Below are 19,695 nucleotides of genomic sequence, written 5' to 3'. Positions count from 1 at the left end.
CGAGCCGATCCCGGAGACTGTGTCGATCCTCTACCCTCGTTGACCCTATGAGACGCTACCGCGATTTCTGTCTCGGTCACGCATTGCGCCGTTTGGCCGCCCGAAGTTCGCCGTGGCGCTTGAGCATCTTCGCCGCGATGACCTCGTACTCCGCAGGCGGAGTCCGCAGGGCGGCCAGTTCGCCCTCGCGTGTCGGCAACGACACCGTCGCCGTCGCCGGGCAGGTCACCTCACCTCGCTGGCTGGTCCCGCGGAACTCCAGGTCGACGAGGTGCCTGCCACCCTCGACGCGTTTGCCCACCACCTCGCCGGTGAAGGTATGGGTATCGCCGAGGTAATTGAACTTGCGCATCTGGCTCGACATGGTCTCGATCCATCCGTCGTCGCCGATCCAGTCGGTCAGGTAGTGCGTCAGCCAGCAATCGCGCATCATGCCGTAGTCATACGACGCCGGGATACCGATCGACCTCGCATACTCGGCGTCCCAGTGGATCCGTTGTGCAACATCGGGAATCCCCTGTTCGTTGGGGATGTAGAACGCGCCGATTCGCTGTCTGTTCTGATGCCACAACCGGCCGGTGCAGGGGGTGTACGGCGCGAAACCGTAACCACCGGAATGGAACACCACCATGTCTGTGACGGTCAGCGGCCCCTTGGCCATCGGCGTGATCACATCGCCGACCGCGACATCCTCGAAGTAGCGTGGCTGCGCGCCACGACGTTGCTCGCCCGCATAGATCTCATCGATCGCCGCGATGTCTTCCGGACTATAGTCCGCGAGTTCGATGGCGTCGTACTTCTTACGCTTCTTCGACTCGTGTCGTTCGGTGTGGATCGTCAGCACACGCTGAACCTGGACCACCTCGGCACGCTGATTGAACTGCACGTGCACTCGGGTGACGATCAGCGAACGTCCCGCGAACTCAGACTCTTTGAGTTCGACGTTGTCGAAGCCCTCGAAGGAATAGATGATGTCGCCGTCGAGCACCGGCCGGTACCACTCGGTCGTACTGCCCGAGACGAAGACGTGGATACCGCGGAACGCCGGCCGTCGCTGCTCCCTCGGAATCGGGTCCGCGTAGAGGTCCTTGGTCAGCGCGATGTTGATCATCGGCGGCGCGATCTGGCCACCCCACCGGGTATCGAGCCCGTAGTCCTCGTCGACGAACAGCGGGTTGTCGTCGCCGTAGCTGCGCGCGAAGGCGCGCATGACGTCCGGGGTGGCACGCGAGAACTGCTCCCGTTTGCGCACCGCGTGGTAGATCCCCACCAGGTCGTGCGCGCGCTGGATGTCCTCGTCCTTGAACGTGTAGATCTCGGTCGCTTCCGCTTCTGGCTTCGAAGTCGTCTGCGTAGTCACGGTTTTCACCTTTCAGCGGATCCGGCGAACGGATCAGAACTCAATCGTCACCTGGTCGTTGACACCGGAGCGGATGGATTCCATCGCGGCGAGCCTGCGGGCCATATCGGCCCGGCTCATCACGATGTCGGCGCCACCCTCACCCCGGTCGACGCGGGCGATGCGGTCACGTTCGGCGGCGATCTCGGCGTCGAGCAGATCACTCGCCAGATCACGGGTGAGCAGGTCCTGGTCGACCCAATCGTCCTGGGGGATCTGCTCGATGGGCTCCTGCATTGTTCTGACCTCCGTCTGCTTACGGCAATCTTGTTCGGCGCGTTATGAACTCACCGACGGGGGAAGTTGAGCAACCGACGAGCGTTGAGCTCGACGATCTTGTGTACATCCTCGTCGGGGACGTCGAGCATCGTGTCGTGCACGATCTTGCGGCTGTTGGGCCAGTTGGAATCCGAATGGGGATAGTCACCCTCCCAGGTGATGTTGTCGATCCCCACCAGATGGCGATTGGCCACCCCGAATTCGTCGTCGATGAAGCACCCGTAGATGTGCTTGGCGAACAGCTCCGAGGGCTTCACCGTCTGGTTGATGTTCTGGTAATAGCGATGTTTCGCCCAGACGCCGTCCATCCGTTCGAGCATGTAGGGAACCCAGCCGATGCCGCCTTCGGACAGCATGAACTTCAGTTCCGGATGATTGTGGAATGTGGGCGAGAACAGCAGGTCGGCGGTGGCATACATAGAGTTGCAGCCGAACAGCGCGGTCATGACGGCCATCGGCGCCTCCGGCGCGGTGATGGGCGGCTTGCCCGACGTTCCGAAGTGCACACACAGCGGCTGCCCGGTGTCGACCGCGGCGCGGAACACCGGGTCCCAATCGGTGGTGTGGAAGGACGGCAGCCCCAGGGGATGCGGATTCTCCGGGAAGGAGATCGTGCGCGATCCCTTTGCGGCGGTGCGATAGATCTCCTTGACCGACTCCTCCATCGACCATAACGGCAGGATGGTCAGCGGGATGAGTCGCTCGGGATCGGTCGGGCACCACTCGTCGAGGACGTAGTCGTTCCACGCCTGCACCGAGGCGAGCGCAAGTTCTTTGTCGTCGCCCTCGAGGAACACCGTGCCGGCGAAGCGCGGGAAGGACGGAAAGGACAGCGTCGCATGGACTCCGTCGATATCCATATCCTTCAGGCGCGCATTGGGTTCGTAGCAGCCCGGGATCATGTCCTCGTAGCGGGTCGGCTCGGCGCCGTACTCCTCGGGCTTCTTGCCCGCGACCGCGTTGAGGCCGATATACGGATAGATCCGATCCTCGTACTTCCAGACCTCGGCGAGCTTCGTCCCGGCGTCCGCATGGCCGCCGTCGCCCGCATGGATCGATCGCGGCATCTCCTTCTCGACGATGCGCGGTCCGGCATCCTGGAACTTCTGCGGCAGGCGGTCCTGCCACAGCCGCGGATGCTCGATCAGGTGATCGTCGGTCGAGATCAGTTGCATGTGATTCTGCAGCGGCATGTCAGCCCTCCCAGCAGCGAGATCAAGTCGATTACTAGTTTAACTATGTGGACGATAGCAGCCGAGGCTCTGCGGGTACACCGAGCGCCGGCGAAAACCTCTCGCAGACAGCCCGTCGAGTGCCACCACGCACCCCTCCCTGTAAATCTGTCCGCTGTTCAGGCCCGATATATCAACACATCCCGATCACCGGGACCCCACCGCCGTGCATCGCGTCGAACTGCCACCCTGGCCATAACGGGCATTTCGGTGATCCGCATAACAAAGTATGACTAGTCAGATAAATTGGCCAGGTGCGGTTGGTGCCGCACGCTGGGCGAGACGCACGCCGCGCCGGCCACCGGTCCGCCGTCGAAGTTCCGCCGCAGCCCAACTGCCTTAGAACCCAACTGCCCGAACTCACAGCGCAGCAACGAACGGAGAACAAGTCGATGGGAAAGCTGGACGGCAAGGTAGCGGTGATCACCGGCGCGGCTCGCGGCCAGGGACGTAGCCACGCGCGAGCTCTCGCCGCCGAGGGCGCCGACATCATCGCCCTCGACATCTGTGCCGACATCGCCACCAACGAGTACCCGCTCGCCCGACCAGACGACCTCGCCGAGACACGCCGCTTCGTCGAGAAGGAGGGGCGCCGGTGCGTGACGGCAGTCGCCGACGTCCGCGAGCCCCAGCAACTGCGTGACGCCATCGCCGAAGGGGTGGCCGAACTCGGTGGGCTGCATATCGTCGTCGCCAACGCGGGTATCTGCCCGCTCGGCACGGAGGTGGTCCGCAAGGCGTTCATCGACGCCGTCGACGTCGACCTCGTCGGTGTCATCAATACCGTCAGCGCCGCGTACCCGCATCTGTCGGCCGGTGCGTCGATCATCGCCACCGGATCGGTCGCCGCACTGATGAAGGGCAGCGGCACCGATGTGCTCGGACCGGGCGGTTTCGGCTACAGCCATTCCAAGCGGGCCGTCGCCAACTACGTGCACGACCTGGCGTCCGCGCTCGCCGGCGATTCGATCCGGGTCAACTGCATCCACCCGACGAACTGCAACACCGACATGCTGCACAGCGATCCCATGTACCACGTGTTCCGCCCCGACCTCGAAGCGCCGACCCGCGAAGACACCGTCGAGGCGTTCAAGACCGGACAGCCGATGGGTGTGCCGTGGGTGGAGCCGGAGCAGATCAGCAACGCGGTGGTCTTCCTTGCCTCCGACGATTCGGCCTTCGTCACCGGACTTCAACTCAAGGTCGACGCCGGGGCCGCGCTCGCCCACACCAACGCCTACTCGCTGAAGTGACCGCCAGCGGGAGGTAACCCGACACCTCTCGCGCCGATCTGTGAGGAATGATCCGTGATCAAGGAGTATCCACAGCTGTTCATCGGCGGCGGTTGGGTCGATCCCGCCGGCAGCCGCACCGAACCCGTCATCAATCCGGCAACCGAGGAGACCATCGGAATCGCCGCGCTGGGTGACCGCTCCGACACCATCCGAGCCATCGAGAGCGCCCGCCGTGCCTTCGACGAAGGGCCGTGGCCACGGATGTCGCCGCGCGAACGCGCCGCCATCATGATCCGGATGGCCGACGCGCTGGAGAAGCGCAGCGAAGAACTCGTCGCGCTCAACATCGCCGAAACCGGCTGCACGCGCGCCGGTGCCGCATCGTTCCAGACCGGAATTCCGATCGCGCATTTTCGCGACATCGCCGAACGCATCCTGCCTGGCTATCCGATGGAGGTGCCCCTGCCCCCACAGGTGGGTGTCGGCATCGGCCAGGGTGTGGTGCGCCGTGAACCGGCCGGGGTCGCAGCGCTGATCTCGGCCTACAACTTCCCGCTCTTCCTTAATCTCATGAAGCTCGGCCCGGCGCTGGCGGCCGGCTGCACCGCCGTCCTCAAGCCCGCCCCGACCACCCCGCTGCAGGCGCTGATCCTCGGCGAGATCGCGCTGGAGGCCGGACTCCCCGACGGGGTGCTCAACATCGTCACCGGTGATGTTGATGCAGCCGCCGAGCTGACCTCGAACCCGATGGTCGACGTGGTCAGCTTCACCGGATCGGATATGGTGGGGCGCAAAGTATTCGAACAGGCGGCCCCAACGCTGAAACGCGTGGTGCTGGAACTCGGCGGCAAATCGGCCAACATCATCTGCGATGACGCCGACCTGCAGAAGGCGCTGCCCGGCGTCATCCGCGACACCATCCTGCACGCCGGCCAGGGGTGCGCCTACATGACCCGAACCCTGGTGCACCGCTCCCGGTTCGACGAACTCGTCGACCTGGTCACGAGCCGGCTGGCCGCCATCAAGGTCGGCGATCCCGCCGACCCGGACACGATGATGGGCCCGCTCGGCAGCGCCGCACAGCGAGCCCGCGTCGAGGAACTGATCGCGGCCGGTGTCGCCGAAGGCGCAACAATCGCCTTCGGCGGTTCCCGCCCAGCGCATCTCGACAAAGGCTTCTACCTCGAACCGACCCTCTTCGTCGACGTGGACAATTCCATGACGATCGCGCAACGCGAATTCTTCGGGCCGGTGATGATCCTGATGCCGTTCGACTCCGACGACGAGGCCGTGGCGATCGCGAATGACAGCGACTACGGGCTGGCCGGCGGGGTCTGGGCCAAGGATCCGGTGCGCGCCTACCAGATTGGGCAACAGTTGCGTACCGGATACGTGACGATCAACGGCGGCGGTGGCGGGATGAGCCCCGACGGCCCCTTCGGCGGATACAAGCAAAGCGGCCTCGGCCGGGAGCGCGGCGCTGCCGGTCTGGAGGAGTTCCTGGAGACCAAGACCATGGTCTGGGGCGTGGCTGCCGGCTGAACCGACTGCGGCGCAGTCAGATCAGCAGATCACCTGGAGGAGAGACATATGAATCAGCCCCGGATCGGTTTCGTCGGCACCGGCAACATCGGCGAACCGATGGTCGAGCGTCTACTCGGCGCCGGACACCCCACGTCGGTCTTTGCCCGACGCACCGAGGTCCGAAACCGACTGGCCGCACGGGGTGCCGTCCTCGTCGATTCCGCAGCGGGTATCGCCGAGGGCGCCGACATCGTCATCTCGTGTGTCTTCTCCGACGAGCAGCTCATGGACGTCGCACCAGGGATCATCGAGGTCATGGCACCGGGCTCGGTGTTCTGCTCGCACACCACCGGCAGTCCCCGCAACGTCGAGCGACTCGCCGAGATCGCGGCACCGCGCGAGGTCGCCATCGTCGACGCCCCGTTCAGCGGCACCCCCGAGATCATCCGGCGCGGCGAACTCACCGTCCTCCTCGGTGGAACCGATCCCGCTGCGGACACCGCCCGAAAAGCGGTGTCGGCCTATGCCTCCCGGATCCATCGCATCGGTGCGCTGGGCACCGCGTTGTCGGCGAAACTTGTCAACAACGCCCTCTTCGCGGCATTCACCCAAATCACTCTGTCCGCGCTGCAGGCCGGAGAAGAACTCGGTATCTCGGAGACCGCACTCCTGGCCGTACTCGACGACAGCAGCGGCGGCAGCACCGCCGCCCGCTACATCGCGAACTCTGGACAGGACGCGGCAACCTACAGCGCCCGGATCACCCGCTACCTGACCAAAGATCTCAGCTCGGCGCGCGCTGCCGCAGCCGATATCGGCGCCGACCTCGACGACCTGCTCGCTGCGTCTCGGCTCGGACCGATGGACCTCGACGAACCTGCCGCCGCACGGTAGCCCACCGATCGCGGATACCCGCGCACCCGGACAACACCCTCAGCCGCCCATCTCAGGAGGAGATATGAGCACCACCGAACCCGCACAGACCTGCCCGGTCCACAACTTCAACCACTACCAAGAGATGCCGTTCGGCGAGAAGATCAAGTTCTACGATCAGATTCGCGACGAGGCGCCGATCGTGCGCAACGAGTTCGCGAACGGGCACTACATTGTGACCGGGTACGAAGACATCTTGTCCGTCTACCAGAACGCGAAGGTCTTCTCGAGTTCGGCGGTCACCGTCTTCGACCCCAACCCGAACTTCAAGTGGATCCCCGAGATGCTCGACGGTGACGAGCACCGACAGTGGCGCAAACAACTCGGACCGCTGTTCTCCCCCAAGGTGGTCGAGGGACTCGAGGACAAGGTGCGCGAGCGCGCGGTCACCCTCATCTCCTCGATCAAGGAGAAGGGTTCGTGCGACTTCATCCAGGACTTCGCGCTGCAGTATCCGTCGTTCATCTTCTTGGAGCTGATGGGACTTCCGTTCGAGGATCTCGAGACCTTCCTGCACTGGGAGGACGAGATCCTGCACGTCGCGGCCGGCCCCGAGGAGACCGCCCGGCGACGCGCCGCGGCCAGCATCGCCGTGACCGAATACTTCCGCAAGGTCATCGAGGCACGCCGGGCCGAACCACGTGACGACCTGATCTCCAAGGCACTCGAGTTCGAGATCGACGGCAAGCCGGTCACTCAGGAGGACATGGAATCCTTCTGCATTCTCATGTTCATGGCCGGACTCGACACAGTTACCGCGACGCTGGGCATGATCTACCACCATCTCGCGTCGAACCAGGATGATCGCCAGGCGATCGTCGACGACCCCGAACTCATCCCGTCGGCCATCGAGGAGATAATCCGAGCCTACGCAATCGTCATTCCGTCCCGTAAAGCGCTGGAGGACACCGAGATCGCCGGCTGCCCGATCAAGGCCGGCGAGATGATCTCGCTGCCGCTCAACGCCGCCACCCGCGACGAGGCCGCCTTCGACGACGCCAAGGAGATCCAGCTCGACCGTAGCCCGAACAACCACATCGGCTTCGGCGCCGGGCCGCACCGCTGCCTCGGTTCCCACCTCGCCCGACGCGAGCTGCGCATCGCACTGGAGGAATGGCACCGTCAGATCCCGGTCTACCGCCTGCGTGCCGACTCGGCGCCGACCGAGAAGGGTGGACAGCTCGGCCCGTCGGGCAATATCTTCCTCGAGTGGGACAACTGAGAGGGAATTCGTGAAACTGACCCGTCGCGAACATGATCCGAACTCGCACAGCAGAATCGCGCCGCTCCTGCTGCGCGGCGCGGTCGGTGGCACGCTGATCGCGCATGGCATCAAACATGCCAAGAGCCTGGAGGGAACCGCGGGCTGGTTCGGCTCGATCGGCTTTCGGCAGCCGCGGCTGCAGGCGGTCTCCAGCGCCGTCGTCGAGGTGAGTGCCGGTACCGCGCTCGTCGCGGGGGCGGCCACTCCAGTCGCCGCGGCCGCGGGCATCGGCACCATGGCCGTCGCCGCCCGGTCGGTCCACGTACGCAACGGCTTCTTCATCACCGCGGAGGGGTGGGAGTACGTCGCCAACCTCGCGATCGCCGCCGCCGTCCTCGCCGGCATCGGCCCCGGACGCTGGAGTGTGGACCGCGCCCTGGGGTGGGACCGGCTTCTCAACGGGGAGAAGGCGCTGGCCGCCGCCGTCGGGCTCGGCGTCGGTGCCGCCGCCGCCCAGCTGGCCACCTTCTACACCGAACCGCAGGGCTGAGACGTCGGACCCCGGACGGCACCGAGAATCCGCCTGGCTGAATCTAGGGGACGAATCTTCCTCCCCTAGGTTCCGACTCGCCCGCTAGTTGCAACACGGGGACGAACCCGAAAGTAGGGGACGAACATTCGTCCCCTACTTTCGGCAGGGGCGCCGGCAGCGGGGCGGAGGGCGTCCGTCAGCCGCCGAACATCGACCCCCAGACAACAGTCCTCCCCTAGGTTCCGACTCGCCCCCTAGTTGCAACACGGGGACGAACCCAAAAGTAGGGGACGAACATTCGTCCCCTACTTTCGGCAGGGGCGCCGGGCTCACGCGAACCGGGCGAGCACCGCCTGCGCGGACCGCTGGCGCAGCACTTCCGGTCGTACGCACCATGCCTGATTCGCCAGCGCTCGGCGAAGTAGGAGATGCGCCGGGTGCTCCCAGGTGAATCCGATCCCCCCGTGAACCTGAATGCACGACTCGGTGACCCGCACCGCCGCACTCAACGCATAGGCGATCGCAAGATCGGTACTCAATTCCGCCTCGCCGGTGTTCGACCCACTCGCCTCGTCGAGAAGGTCGGCCGCGCCCAGTACCTGATTGCGCGCACCCTCGGCGGCAACCAGCATGTCGGCACATCGGTGCGAGATCGCCTGGAAAGAACCGATGGTCCGGCCGAACTGTTCGCGCTGACCTGCCCAATCCACGGCCATTGCCAACGCGCGATTCGCGACGCCAACCGAATCGGCGGCGAGGGCCAGCGCGGTGAACCGCTGAGCGCTGTGCATTGCTCGGCGTGCCAGGTCTCCGCGCGCGACGACGTCGCCGTGTACCTCGTCGAAGGTGACGGTGCCCACCGAAGTCGTGATGTCGACGGACTGCTGATCACTGATGGTTGCTCGTGCGGCATCGACGACCACGATGGTCGGCTCGCCATCCCGCTCGTCACGGGCGATGACGACGAACAGGTCCGCATCGGGTGCGGCGGCCACTCGGTCCACGCTGCCGGACACGATGGCGCCGACGACGACCGGCGACAGTGGGTCGACGACCCATCCCGCATCGGTGTCGCGGACGGCCACCGCCGCGCGGGCACCGGCGATGATCTGCTTGGCATGTTCGTCCGCGTCGGCGGCGAGCAGTAGCTGCAGCGCCGACACGGCGGGCACCAGCGGGGCAGGCGACAACTGGCCCGCCGCCGACTCGACGGCCGCGCACAGCAGGCGCGACGATGCGCCGCCCCCGCCCAGCCGTTCGGGCGCGGACAGCCCCGGAAGTCCGAAGTCGACCAACGCATCCCACACCTCGCGCTCCCGGCGCCGACCATCGGTCGGCGACTCGACCGGCACGGCGGCCGCGACGATCCCGGCCACGGTCTCCCGGACTGCGACCTCGTCGTCCTCGGGCGCGGCCAGTGGGCTGCCCGGCGGCACCGCCGCGGGCCGGGTGCCCTCACCGCGATGGGACGGCAGACCGAGCACCGCCTCGGCGATGGTGTTGCGCTGGATCTCGGCGGTGCCCGCGCCGATGGTGGTGGCCCGCGACATCAGGTATCCGTAAGTCCAGCGGCCACCGTCCACGGTGCCTGCCGAACGGCTGTCGAGTACTGCGGCCGGACCGGTCAGTCGCAACGCCAGCGTATGCATTCGCTGCTCGAACTCGGATTTGACGAGACGATTGAGCGAGGCCACCCCACCGGGGTCCTCGCCGCGCAGCACGGCGTCGAGCGCCCGGGCGCTGTTCCGCGCAATCGTACGCACGTCGGTTTCGAGTTCGGCCAGTTGCGTAAGAATCTCCGGGTCGTCGGTATAGCCCTGCGCGACTGCGAGTTTCGCGACCTGGTCGACGGTCTTGCGGTAGCGGAACTCGTCGGCGAGGAAGGCCGTCGCGCGTTCATGGCCGAGTGATGTCCGCATTATCGACCAGCCGCCACCCTCCTCCCCGACCCGGTTGTCCACCGGCACTTCGACATCGTCGAAGAAGACCTCGGCAAAGTGATGGCCACCCGCGGCGTCCCGCAGCGGCCGGACCTCGATGCCGGGTGAGTTCATCGGGATCAACAGGTAGGTTATGCCCGACGTGCCGCGACCGGCGGGCCCGGTGCGTACCAGCGCGAACATCCAATCGGCCCGATCGGCCCGGGTGGTCCAGATCTTCTGTCCGGTGACGCGGTAGACGTCCCCTTCACGCACCGCACGCGTGGACAGCGAGGCGAGATCACTGCCTGCCCCAGGCTCCGAAAAGCCCTGGCACCAAAACTCATTCGCGCGCAAGAGCGGATCCAGGAACCGATCCCGCTGCCGCGCCGTGCCATGGACGATCAGGGTCGGCGCGACGATGAAGGAGACGCTGCAGGGATGTTTGGGTGCCCCGGCCGCAGTCGTCATCCGGTAGTAGTCGAGCTGACCTTCCAGGTCGAGCTCCATGCCGCCCACGCTCGACGGCCAACCCGGCGCCGCCAGCCCGGCATCGGCCAGCTCGGACTGCCAGGCCACCGCAGCCTCCAGCCGCGCACGAGAGGTCGATGGGCGTGGGCGCGAACGGTAGTCGGCCAGCAGTGCCGCCAGACGCTCCCGCCAGGGCGCCGTCGCCACGGGAACCTTGCCGCCGACCGAGTCGGCACTACCCACCGCCGTCATCCGCGCATACCCTGTCCGCTCAGCTGCGGATCGGCGACGATGCGCGACGTCATCGCGGCGATCACAGCCTCGGCCTGCGCGGCGGTACGACGCACGACTTCGCCGGCCGAGGGGATGTCGTGGACCAGGCCCTGCGATTGTCCGACGGTCCAGACACCCAACTCGGGGTCGCCGTCGGCGAAGACACGCCGACCGCGGACACCCGCCACCAGTTCCTTGATATCCCGGAAACGTCCACCACCGGCGAGGATCTCGATGACCTCCTCGCTGATGGTGTTCTTCGCGACCCGCATGCTGTTACGCAGCTGGCGCATGATCAGGCGGGTGTCATGTTCGCTTCCGCCGACGATCATCTGCTTGATGTTCTCGTGGATCGGGCTCTCCTCGGTACACATGAATCGGGTGCCCATGTTGATGCCGTCGGCGCCGAGCGACAGTGCGGCCGCGAGTCCACGACCGTCGGCGAATCCTCCGGAGGCGATGAACGGGATGGTCAGGGCGTCGGCCGTCGTCGGGATCAGGATCAACCCGGGTATGTCGTCTTCGCCCGGATGCCCGGCGCATTCGAACCCGTCGATGCTGACCGCGTCCGCGCCGATGGTCTGCGCCTTGAGTGCGTGAGCGACGCTGGTGCACTTGTGGATCACCTTGATCCCATGCTCTTTGAGGTGCTCGATGTGCACGGTCGGATCCGATCCGGCCGTCTCGACGATCGGAACGCCGGATTCGATGATGACGCGCCGGTACTCCGCGAACGGCGGCGGATTGATCGAGAGGGTGAGCGTCATGTTCACACCGAAGGGCCGGTCGGTGAGGGCTTGGCATCGCGCGATCTCCGCGGCGAGATCATCGGGCGTGGGCTGCGTGAGCGCCGTGATGATCCCCAGCCCACCGGCATTCGATACCGCCGCGGCCAACTCGGCACGGCCGACGAACATCATGCCGCCCTGCACGATCGGGTGGTCGATGTCGAACAACTCGGTGAAGCGCGTGGTGAGCATTGACGACTCCTTGGGCAGGACCGGCGCAGGCTCCGCACGGGGAGCGGCACTCGGCACGACGACGTTCGTCGACATATCTAACATAGTTGCCTAGGTCACCTGCGGCAACCATCGGATATCGAAAGTAGGCACAGCGGTCGAATAGTGTCCACCGGCCATCCCATCCAAATCGGGCAACTGCTCCACATCCACGGGCAACGGAAGTGGGACGAACTAGTGACAGTTAATTCTCGCTATGCGATAGTGACTCAGCACACATAGTTATCTAGGTCACCTATCGTCTGAGGAGCGCCCCGGGGCGGCCCGAACGACCAGGTGACCGAGATCTGTCCCGAAAGGCAACCCGATGAATCCTCTGCGCGGCCTCCGTCCGGCTCGGGTACTCGCGGCGTCACTGTTGATCACCGCTACCACCATCCTCGGCGCGTGCAGCAGCACCGACGACGAGGCCACCTCAGCCGACGTCTCGGCGCCCCCCGGATCTTTCCCCGGCATCGCCGCGACCGGCGCGCCGATCAAGATCGGTCTGATCAACAATGAAGGCGGCCAGGCAATCTCCGAGCCGGACAACCGCCTCGCCGCCGAAGCTGCGGCCGAGTATGCCAACGCCGAACTTGGTGGCATCGGCGGCCACAAAATCGAACTGGTGGTCTGCAAGAACGCCGAAGAGCCCGCCTCCGCACGGGACTGCGCGAATCAGATGGTTGAGAAGAAGGTCTCCGCCGTCGTCGTGACCACCACCGGCCTCGGCGACATCCTGGTCCCGACGATCACCGGTGCCGGGATTCCCTATATCTCCACCGCGGGTCAGAGCACTCAGGAACTCACCTCGGACAAGTCCTTCCTGTGGTCGGGCGGCTTCCCGTCCAGCCTGCAGGCCATGGCGACCCACGCCAAGAACAAGGGAATGAAGAACGTCACCGCGTTCACCATCGACGTCCCCGCCGCCGTCAACGGGCTGCGGATGATCGGCGTCCCGGCGTTCAAGGCAGCCGGCGTCGACCTCAAGGTCGTCCCCATCCCGCCGGGCACCGCGGACTCCACCCCGCAGGTGAGCGCCGGACTCACCGGCGACCCCGAGGGCGTCGTCATCGTCGGCGAGGGCACCCTGTGCACGACTGCGCTGAAATCGTTGGGCACCCTTGCCTACTCGGGCGAGAAGATGGGTATCCAGGCCTGCACCAGCCCCGACATCGTCAAAGCCGTCGGTCCCAGCATCGAGGGGATGACCGTGTTCACCGCGGCGCTGACCAACGGTGACGACGACGAGGCGCGGTTGTACCGCGCGGTGATCGCGAAGTACCGGCCCGCTGTCGACACCGCCGGATACGCCTACGTCGGCTATCAGGGCGTGCTGGGTCTGGTGCGGGCAACCAAGACTCTCACCGACACCAGTCCCGCGGGCGTCATGACAGCCATCCGGGCGTCCAAGGATGTCATCCTGCCCGCCGGCGGCGGCCTCACCTTCACCTGCAACGGAACCGCCAATCCGATGATGAAGGCCGTCTGCGGCAAGGGCTCGATCATGGCGACCCTCACCGACGGTGAGCTGACCAACGCCGAACTTGTGAACCGTTAGCCAACAGTCGATCTCACATCGACCACCAGATCGAAAGAAGTCCGATGACACAGGATATCCAGTTCTTGTTGCTGGGCTTGGGCAATGGTGCCGTCTACGCGGCGCTCGCCCTCGCGCTCGTCATGACATACCGCAGTTCGGGTGTCGTGAACTTCGCAACAGGCGCCATCGCGCTGTACATCGCCTATACCTTCGCGTATCTCCGTGAAGGTAAGCTACTCAACCCCATTCCGGGATTCGACAAGTACGTCAAACTCGGCGGGAAGCTCGATGTGTTGCCCGCGATGGCCGTCTCGCTGGGAATCGCTGCACTCCTCGGCGTCCTGCTGTACTTCGCGGTGTTCCGGCTGCTGCGCACGGCGCCGGCCACCGCGAAGGCAGTGGCCTCGATCGCGTTGATGCTTGCGGTGCAGGCACTGCTGGCCGCACGCATCGGCACCACCCCGGTCTCGGTCGACCCGATCCTGCCCAACGACATCATCACCATCGGCGACGACATCCGAATCCCGGAGGATCGTCTGTGGTTCGCCGGGATCATCGTGGTGCTGACGATCTTGCTGGTCCTGGCCTTCCGCCTGACTCGTTTCGGCCTGGCCACCAGGGCCGCAGCCGAATCCGAGACCGGCGCCCTCGTCTCCGGGCTCTCGCCCGAGCGGATCGCCTACGCCAACTGGGGACTGTCGACCATGATCGCCGGCTTCTCCGGCATCATGATCGCGCCGATCGTCCCGTTGATCCCGGTGTCCTACACCCTGTTCATCGTCCCGGCCCTCGCCGCGGCCCTGGTCGGCAACTTCAGTGCGATCGGCCCGGCGGTCGCCGCCGGTCTCGGTATCGGCGTGCTGCAATCCGAGATGACCTTCCTGCAGTCCAGCCACGAGTGGATGCCGCAATCCGGTATGGCCGAACTGATCCCGCTGGTCCTGATCCTCATCTTCCTGGTGTTCCGCGGCAAGCCGCTGCCCAGCCGTGGCGCGCTCATCCAAAACACGCTCGGCGCCGCACCGCGACCGAAGAACCTCTGGGTGACCGGCACCGTGTGGACCGTCATCGCACTGGGATTCCTCCTGCTCACCGCGGGCAGCTACCGCGGCGCGGTCATCATGACGATGACCCTGGCGATCATCGCCTTGTCCCAGGTGGTGGTGACCGGCTTTGCAGGCCAGATCTCCCTGGCGCAACTGACCCTCGCCGGAGTCGGCGCCTTCATGCTCAGCCGGATGACCGTCGACTGGGGCATCCCCTTCCCCATCGCCCCCATTCTCGCCGCTCTGGTAGCGACCGTCGTCGGCGTCGTCGTCGGGCTGCCCGCCCTGCGGATCCGCGGTTTGCCGGTGGCGGTGGTGACCTTGAGCCTCGCGGTCTTCCTGGAGGCCTTCTGGTTCCGAAACAACAAGTACAACGGCGGCATCGACGGCGCCAAGATCGAGGATCCGTCCATCTTCGGAATCGACCTCGGTATCGGAACGGGCACAACGTATCCGCGCATCGCTTTCGGAGTCCTGACCCTGATCGTGCTGGTGGTCGTGGCTCTGGGTGTGATCAAGCTCCGCACCAGTCGGCTCGGCGCATCGATGCTCGCCGTGCGGGCCAACGAGCGTTCCGCCGCCGCATCGGGGATCAACGTGTCCCAGACCAAGATCATCGCCTTCGCCATCAGCGCCTTCATCGCCGGCGTCGGCGGATCACTCATGGGTTACCAGCAGACGATGGCGGTTCCCGAGGCCTTCACCGCGATGGGCGGCATCGCGATGTTCGCGGTCTGCTACCTGGCGGGCATCACCTGCGTCGGTGGTGCGATGCTGGCCGGCATCATGGGTGCGGGCGGCATCCTGTTCATCTTCCTCGACCGCGTCGCCAACATCGGTTCCTACTACCCGGTGATCACCGGCATCCTGCTGGTCATCACGGTCATCGCCCAGCCCGAAGGCATCGTCTCCGACATCTACAAACGCCTCGACCGGCTGCGCGCACGATTCGGCAAGTCCGAGTCGGCACTCGGCACGCATCTCGATGTCACGCTGTCCGACGCCGAGGTCTACCAGGGCAAGACGCCCGAGCTGGGCAAGGTCGTCCTGTCGGCCAAGGGAATCGGCGTCCACTATGGTGGCGTCACCGCACTCGACGACGTCTCCTTCGACGTCCGCGAAGGCGAGATCATCGGTCTCATCGGCCCCAACGGCGCGGGCAAGACCACCTTCATCGACGCCATCAGCGGCTTCGCGGCCGCCGACGGCACGGTGGCGCTGGCCGGTGAGCAACTGGAGCGTCGTCGCGCGTATCAGCGCAGCCGGGATGGTCTCGGACGAACATTCCAGGGCATCGATCTCTACGACGACCTGTCGGTCCGAGAGAACGTATCGGTCGGCACCACCGCATCGCGGCACCGCGGATCGCACACACCCCCGTTGGACGACACCGAGATGCAGAAGCTGTTCGAGGTCCTGCATCTGGACCGGGTCGCCGACCGCCCGGTGCGGGAACTGTCCCAAGGCCAGCGACAGCTCGTGTCGGTCGCGCGGGCCCTGGCCGGCCGCCCCCGTGTGGTGCTGCTGGACGAACCCGCAGCCGGGCTCGACAGCACCGAGAGCGAATGGCTCGGACATCGCTTGCGCGCCATCCGCGATGCGGGCACCACGATCATCATGGTGGACCACGACATGGAACTGGTCCTGGAGGTGTGCGACCGGATCGTCGTACTCGATCTGGGTAAGCGCATCGCGATCGGCACGCCCGACGAGGTCCGCACCAATCCCGAAGTCACCCGCGCATATCTGGGCGCAACCCACAGCGGACAGGAGCTGACCGTATGACCACCGTGCTGCGTTGCCGAGGACTCGACGCCGGATACGCGAAGGGCAGGCCATGTGTACGCCAGCTCGATCTTGAACTGAAGTCCGGTGAGGTCCTCGCCCTCCTGGGACCGAACGGGGCCGGTAAGACAACCGCGCTGCTGACCCTCACCGGGCTGCTGCCCAGCCTCGGCGGCACCGTCGAGATGGCAGGCAAACCCATCAGATCCGGCCATGCGCGCGCGGCGTCGCGGGCGGGTCTTGTTCTGGTACCCGACAACCGGGCGCTCTTCACCACGCTCACGGTGGAGGAGAACCTGCGGCTGGCGGTCAGCGGCAAACACAAGTGGAAGGATGAGCGCGACGTCATCCTCGGCTACTTTCCCCGACTCGGCGAGCGACTGAGAGTCGCGGCCGGAGCGCTGTCGGGCGGTGAACAGCAGATGCTGGCCATCGGCCGCGCGTTGGTGCAGCACCCCAAGGCGCTGCTCATCGACGAACTGAGCATGGGCCTGGCCCCGGTGATCGTCGAGAGTCTGCTGCCGATCATCCGGCAGGTCGCCGACGAGACCGGGACGGGTGTCATCCTCGTCGAACAGCACGTCGCTCTCGCCCTCGAAATCGCCGATACAGCACTGGTGTTGCGGCATGGCCACAACGTCTTGCAGGGCGATGCGCGCAGGCTGTCCGCGACTCCTGAACTCATCGAGCGCGCCTACCTCGGCGGGCACGGCGACACCGACGAACACTGGGAGCCGGTTCTGGCCACTCCCGACGTCTCCTGACCCCACCCAAGATTTCCCAGAGTAATGAGTCCGAAAGGGAACCCACAGATGAGAATCCCCAATAGCGCAGTTACTGCGCGAGTGTTCGCCGCGGCAGCCGCTGCGGCCATGCTCGTCACCATGACTGCCTGTAGCAGTGACGACGAGTCGACGGAGAGCGCCGATACCAGCGTCGCACTGCCGGCCGACGCCTTCCCCGGCACAGCGGCCACCGGCACGCCGATCAAGATCGGGCTCATCAACAACGAAGACGGACAGGCTGTTTCACAGCCGGAGAACCGTGAGGCCGCTGAGGCGGCGGCCACCTACGCGAACGAGAATCTCGGCGGGATCGCCGGACACCGGATCGAACTGGTCACGTGTAAACAGCAGGAGGATCCGACCTCCGCGGGCAATTGCGCCCGGCAGATGGTCGAGAACAAGGTGGCCGCCGTCGTCGTCACCAGCACCGGTCAGTCGCAGGTGATGACGCCGATCATCACCGGTGCGGGCATCCCCTACGTCACCTCCGTCGGCGGTGGCATCGCCGATCTGACCGGTGACAACTCCTTCGTCTGGACATCGGGAGCCAGTAGTTCGCTCGCGATGGCAACCCACGCCAAGAACAACGGCTACAAGTCGGTGGTGGCGTACTCGATCGAGAATCCGGCCGCCATCGGCGCCCTGGAGACGATTGCCAAGCCCGCCTTCAACGCCGTCGGTATCGACCTGAAGATCGTTCCGATCCCGTTCGGGCAGGCCGACGCGACCCCGCAGGTTACCGCAGGCCTCAAGGACAAGCCCGAAGGCGTGATCGTCTTCGGCGAGTCGACCGTCTGCACCTCGGTCCTGAAGTCCCTCAACACTCTTGGCTCCACCGCGCAGGTCATGACACCGCAGCCGTGCGCCGCCCCCGAGGTCGTGGAGTCGGTAGGTACGGCCGGCGTCGAGGGCATGCTGGTCTTCAGCAACGCCGACACCGTCTCCGACGACCCGGAGAGCGTGCTCTTCCGGGCGGTCATGCAGAAGTACGCCCCGAATACCTCCACCGCCGGATATGCGGTCACCGGCTATCAGGGCATGCTCGGACTGGTCCGGGCCACCGCCGGACTTACCGGCGAAGCCACTCCCGCCGCAGTCAGCAAGGCGATCAGCACCGCCGTCGCCGTGAAGCTGCCCGCCGGGGACGGGATCACCTTCACCTGCAACGGCAAGGCCGTCACCGGGATGAAGGCGGTGTGCAGCAACACGCTCATCGCGCTGACCATGAAGGACGGCAAGCTGACCAACCCTCAGAAGGTCACCTTGCTCGGTTCCTGAACCGACCGATACAAGGCTGCGGCGCCCGTGAGATTCACGGGCGCCGCAGTTTTCGTTGCCACCGCAGGTTAGGTCACGGGTGACGCGAAGGGTAGGTCACGGGTGACGCGAGGCGAGGTCGCGACCGATGATCTCCTTCATGATCTCGGTGGTGCCCCCGACAATCGTCTGGACCCGGGCATCGGCGTAGGCGCGTGAAATCGGGTATTCGTCCATGTATCCGTAGCCGCCGTGCATTTGCAGGCAGCCGTTGATGACCCGGTTCTGCAGTTCGGTGGTCCACCACTTGGCCTTCGCACCGAGGGTGGCGTCGAACTCGCCCGCATTCAACGCGTGGATGCCCTGCTCCAGGAAGGTTCGGGTGATCTCCACCTCGGTGGTCATCTCGGCCAGCTTGAAGCGGGTGTTCTGGAAGTCGATGATGCGCGTACCGAAGGCTTTGCGTTCACTCGTGTAGCGGATGGTCCAGTCGAGCGCGGCTTCCGCTGCGCACAGGGCACGCCAAGCGATGGACAGGCGCTCGAGCGGCAGTTGCGCCGTAAGGTGATGGAAACCGTGATCGAGTTCACCGACCAGGTTGTCCAGCGGCACCCGCACATCGGCGAAGGAGATCTCCGCGGTGTCCTGCGCGTGCAGGCCGAGCTTGCGGAGTTTGCGCCCGCGGCCGAAACCCGGCGTTGTGGTCGGGACCAGGATCAGCGACAATCGCGGCCGCCCGTCCTTCTCCCCGGTTCGAGCTGCGGTCAGCACGACGTCAGAGGAGAAGCCGCTAGTGATGAATGTCTTGGCGCCGTTGATGACCCACTCGTCACCGTCCCGGACCGCAGTCGTCTTCATGCCGCGCAGATCGCTGCCCGCGGCCGGCTCCGACATCGCGATCGAGGCGACCACGTCTCCGGTGGACATGCCGGGCAACCAGGCACGCTTCTGCTCGTCGGTACCCAGTTCGTTGAGGTAGGAGCCGACGATGTCCTCGTTGATGGAAAAGCCCGACGCCAGGGCGGCCGCGCCGACCCGGGCGAGTTCCTCCTGCACGACGCAGCGGAAACGATAGTCCACCGCGCCGCCGCCACCGTACTGTTCGGGGAAGCGCAAGCCCAGAATGCCGAGCGCGCCGGCCGACTTCCACACCTCGCGTCCGGTTTCGCGATCCTCTTCCCAGGTATCGAGATTCGGCGTCACGTCGCGGGCGACGAAGTCGCGCACCACCGACCGGAATGCCTCGTGGTCTGCGTTGTAAAAGCTCTGCGGCACAGCAG

At 65.6% G+C, this 19,695-nt stretch carries 15 protein-coding genes; 9 read left to right on the top strand and 6 right to left on the bottom strand.

Annotated features, from left to right (window positions below):
- Nucleotides 1-76: 76 nt before the first annotated feature.
- From QSJ18_RS15165 to QSJ18_RS15155, 3 genes are read right to left on the bottom strand one after another with little or no spacing between them, the layout of a single operon-like run.
- Entirely contained in the window at nt 77-1,360 is a 1,284-nt protein-coding gene (locus QSJ18_RS15165; protein WP_286327395.1) for an FAS1-like dehydratase domain-containing protein, read from the bottom strand.
- A gap of 33 nt (nt 1,361-1,393) precedes the next feature.
- Nucleotides 1,394-1,636 (bottom strand): hypothetical protein, encoded by a 243-nt coding sequence (locus tag QSJ18_RS15160; RefSeq protein WP_286327394.1) that lies wholly within the window; start codon nt 1,634-1,636, stop codon nt 1,394-1,396.
- 50 nt (nt 1,637-1,686) lie between these two features.
- Nucleotides 1,687-2,871 carry an amidohydrolase family protein gene (locus QSJ18_RS15155; RefSeq protein WP_286327393.1) on the bottom strand — a complete coding sequence of 395 codons (1,185 nt, stop codon included), beginning with the start codon at nt 2,869-2,871 and terminating at the stop codon, nt 1,687-1,689.
- 431 nt (nt 2,872-3,302) lie between these two features.
- On the opposite strand from QSJ18_RS15155, the gene QSJ18_RS15150 reads away from it, so the two are divergent.
- The 5 genes from QSJ18_RS15150 to QSJ18_RS15130 all read left to right on the top strand — a co-directional run bounded on the left by QSJ18_RS15150 (nt 3,303) and on the right by QSJ18_RS15130 (nt 8,356).
- Nucleotides 3,303-4,163, top strand: a complete 861-nt coding sequence (locus QSJ18_RS15150) for a mycofactocin-coupled SDR family oxidoreductase (RefSeq protein WP_286327392.1) — start codon at nt 3,303-3,305, stop codon at nt 4,161-4,163.
- 54 nt (nt 4,164-4,217) lie between these two features.
- Nucleotides 4,218-5,687: an aldehyde dehydrogenase family protein gene (locus QSJ18_RS15145; RefSeq protein ID WP_286327391.1), complete on the top strand. Its 1,470-nt coding sequence runs from the start codon at nt 4,218-4,220 to the stop codon at nt 5,685-5,687.
- A 48-nt stretch (nt 5,688-5,735) separates the two neighbouring features.
- Nucleotides 5,736-6,563, top strand: a complete 828-nt coding sequence (locus QSJ18_RS15140; RefSeq protein WP_286327390.1) for an NAD(P)-dependent oxidoreductase — start codon at nt 5,736-5,738, stop codon at nt 6,561-6,563.
- Nucleotides 6,564-6,627: 64 nt separating this feature from the next.
- Nucleotides 6,628-7,824, top strand: a complete 1,197-nt coding sequence (locus QSJ18_RS15135; protein WP_286327389.1) for a cytochrome P450 — start codon at nt 6,628-6,630, stop codon at nt 7,822-7,824.
- 16 nt (nt 7,825-7,840) lie between these two features.
- A complete protein-coding gene (locus QSJ18_RS15130) occupies nt 7,841-8,356 on the top strand; it encodes a DoxX family protein (RefSeq protein ID WP_462476092.1) in 516 nt (171 codons plus the stop codon).
- A gap of 311 nt (nt 8,357-8,667) precedes the next feature.
- Here QSJ18_RS15130 and QSJ18_RS15125 read toward each other — a convergent pair whose 3' ends face one another.
- Both QSJ18_RS15125 and QSJ18_RS15120 read right to left on the bottom strand, forming a co-directional pair.
- Nucleotides 8,668-10,980 carry an acyl-CoA dehydrogenase family protein gene (locus tag QSJ18_RS15125; RefSeq protein ID WP_286327387.1) on the bottom strand — a complete coding sequence of 771 codons (2,313 nt, stop codon included), beginning with the start codon at nt 10,978-10,980 and terminating at the stop codon, nt 8,668-8,670.
- Nucleotides 10,977-11,981, bottom strand: coding sequence for an NAD(P)H-dependent flavin oxidoreductase (locus QSJ18_RS15120; protein WP_286327428.1), 1,005 nt, complete (start codon nt 11,979-11,981; stop codon nt 10,977-10,979). The genes QSJ18_RS15125 and QSJ18_RS15120 overlap by 4 nt, the downstream gene beginning before the upstream one ends.
- Before the next feature lie 346 nt (nt 11,982-12,327).
- On the opposite strand from QSJ18_RS15120, the gene QSJ18_RS15115 reads away from it, so the two are divergent.
- The 4 genes from QSJ18_RS15115 to QSJ18_RS15100 are packed head-to-tail and all read left to right on the top strand — an operon-like array spanning nt 12,328 to nt 18,436.
- The gene (locus QSJ18_RS15115; RefSeq protein WP_286327385.1) at nt 12,328-13,560 is read left to right on the top strand and encodes an ABC transporter substrate-binding protein; all 1,233 of its coding nucleotides are present in this window, start codon (nt 12,328-12,330) and stop codon (nt 13,558-13,560) included.
- 44 nt (nt 13,561-13,604) lie between these two features.
- Nucleotides 13,605-16,373 carry a branched-chain amino acid ABC transporter permease/ATP-binding protein gene (locus QSJ18_RS15110; RefSeq protein ID WP_286327383.1) on the top strand — a complete coding sequence of 923 codons (2,769 nt, stop codon included), beginning with the start codon at nt 13,605-13,607 and terminating at the stop codon, nt 16,371-16,373.
- The gene (locus QSJ18_RS15105) at nt 16,370-17,137 is read left to right on the top strand and encodes an ABC transporter ATP-binding protein (protein ID WP_286327382.1); all 768 of its coding nucleotides are present in this window, start codon (nt 16,370-16,372) and stop codon (nt 17,135-17,137) included. Before QSJ18_RS15110 ends, QSJ18_RS15105 begins: the two co-directional genes overlap by 4 nt.
- A 48-nt stretch (nt 17,138-17,185) precedes the next feature.
- A complete protein-coding gene (locus QSJ18_RS15100; protein WP_286327381.1) occupies nt 17,186-18,436 on the top strand; it encodes an ABC transporter substrate-binding protein in 1,251 nt (416 codons plus the stop codon).
- A 96-nt stretch (nt 18,437-18,532) separates the two neighbouring features.
- Here the strand turns inward: QSJ18_RS15100 and QSJ18_RS15095 are convergent, their stop codons facing one another.
- A complete protein-coding gene (locus QSJ18_RS15095; protein WP_286327380.1) occupies nt 18,533-19,690 on the bottom strand; it encodes an acyl-CoA dehydrogenase family protein in 1,158 nt (385 codons plus the stop codon).
- Nucleotides 19,691-19,695: the final 5 nt, after the last annotated feature.

Source organism: Gordonia heveisoli (assembly GCF_030315745.1).
Lineage (GTDB): Bacteria > Actinomycetota > Actinomycetes > Mycobacteriales > Mycobacteriaceae > Gordonia.
This window is presented reverse-complemented; position numbering and strand designations above follow the sequence as displayed.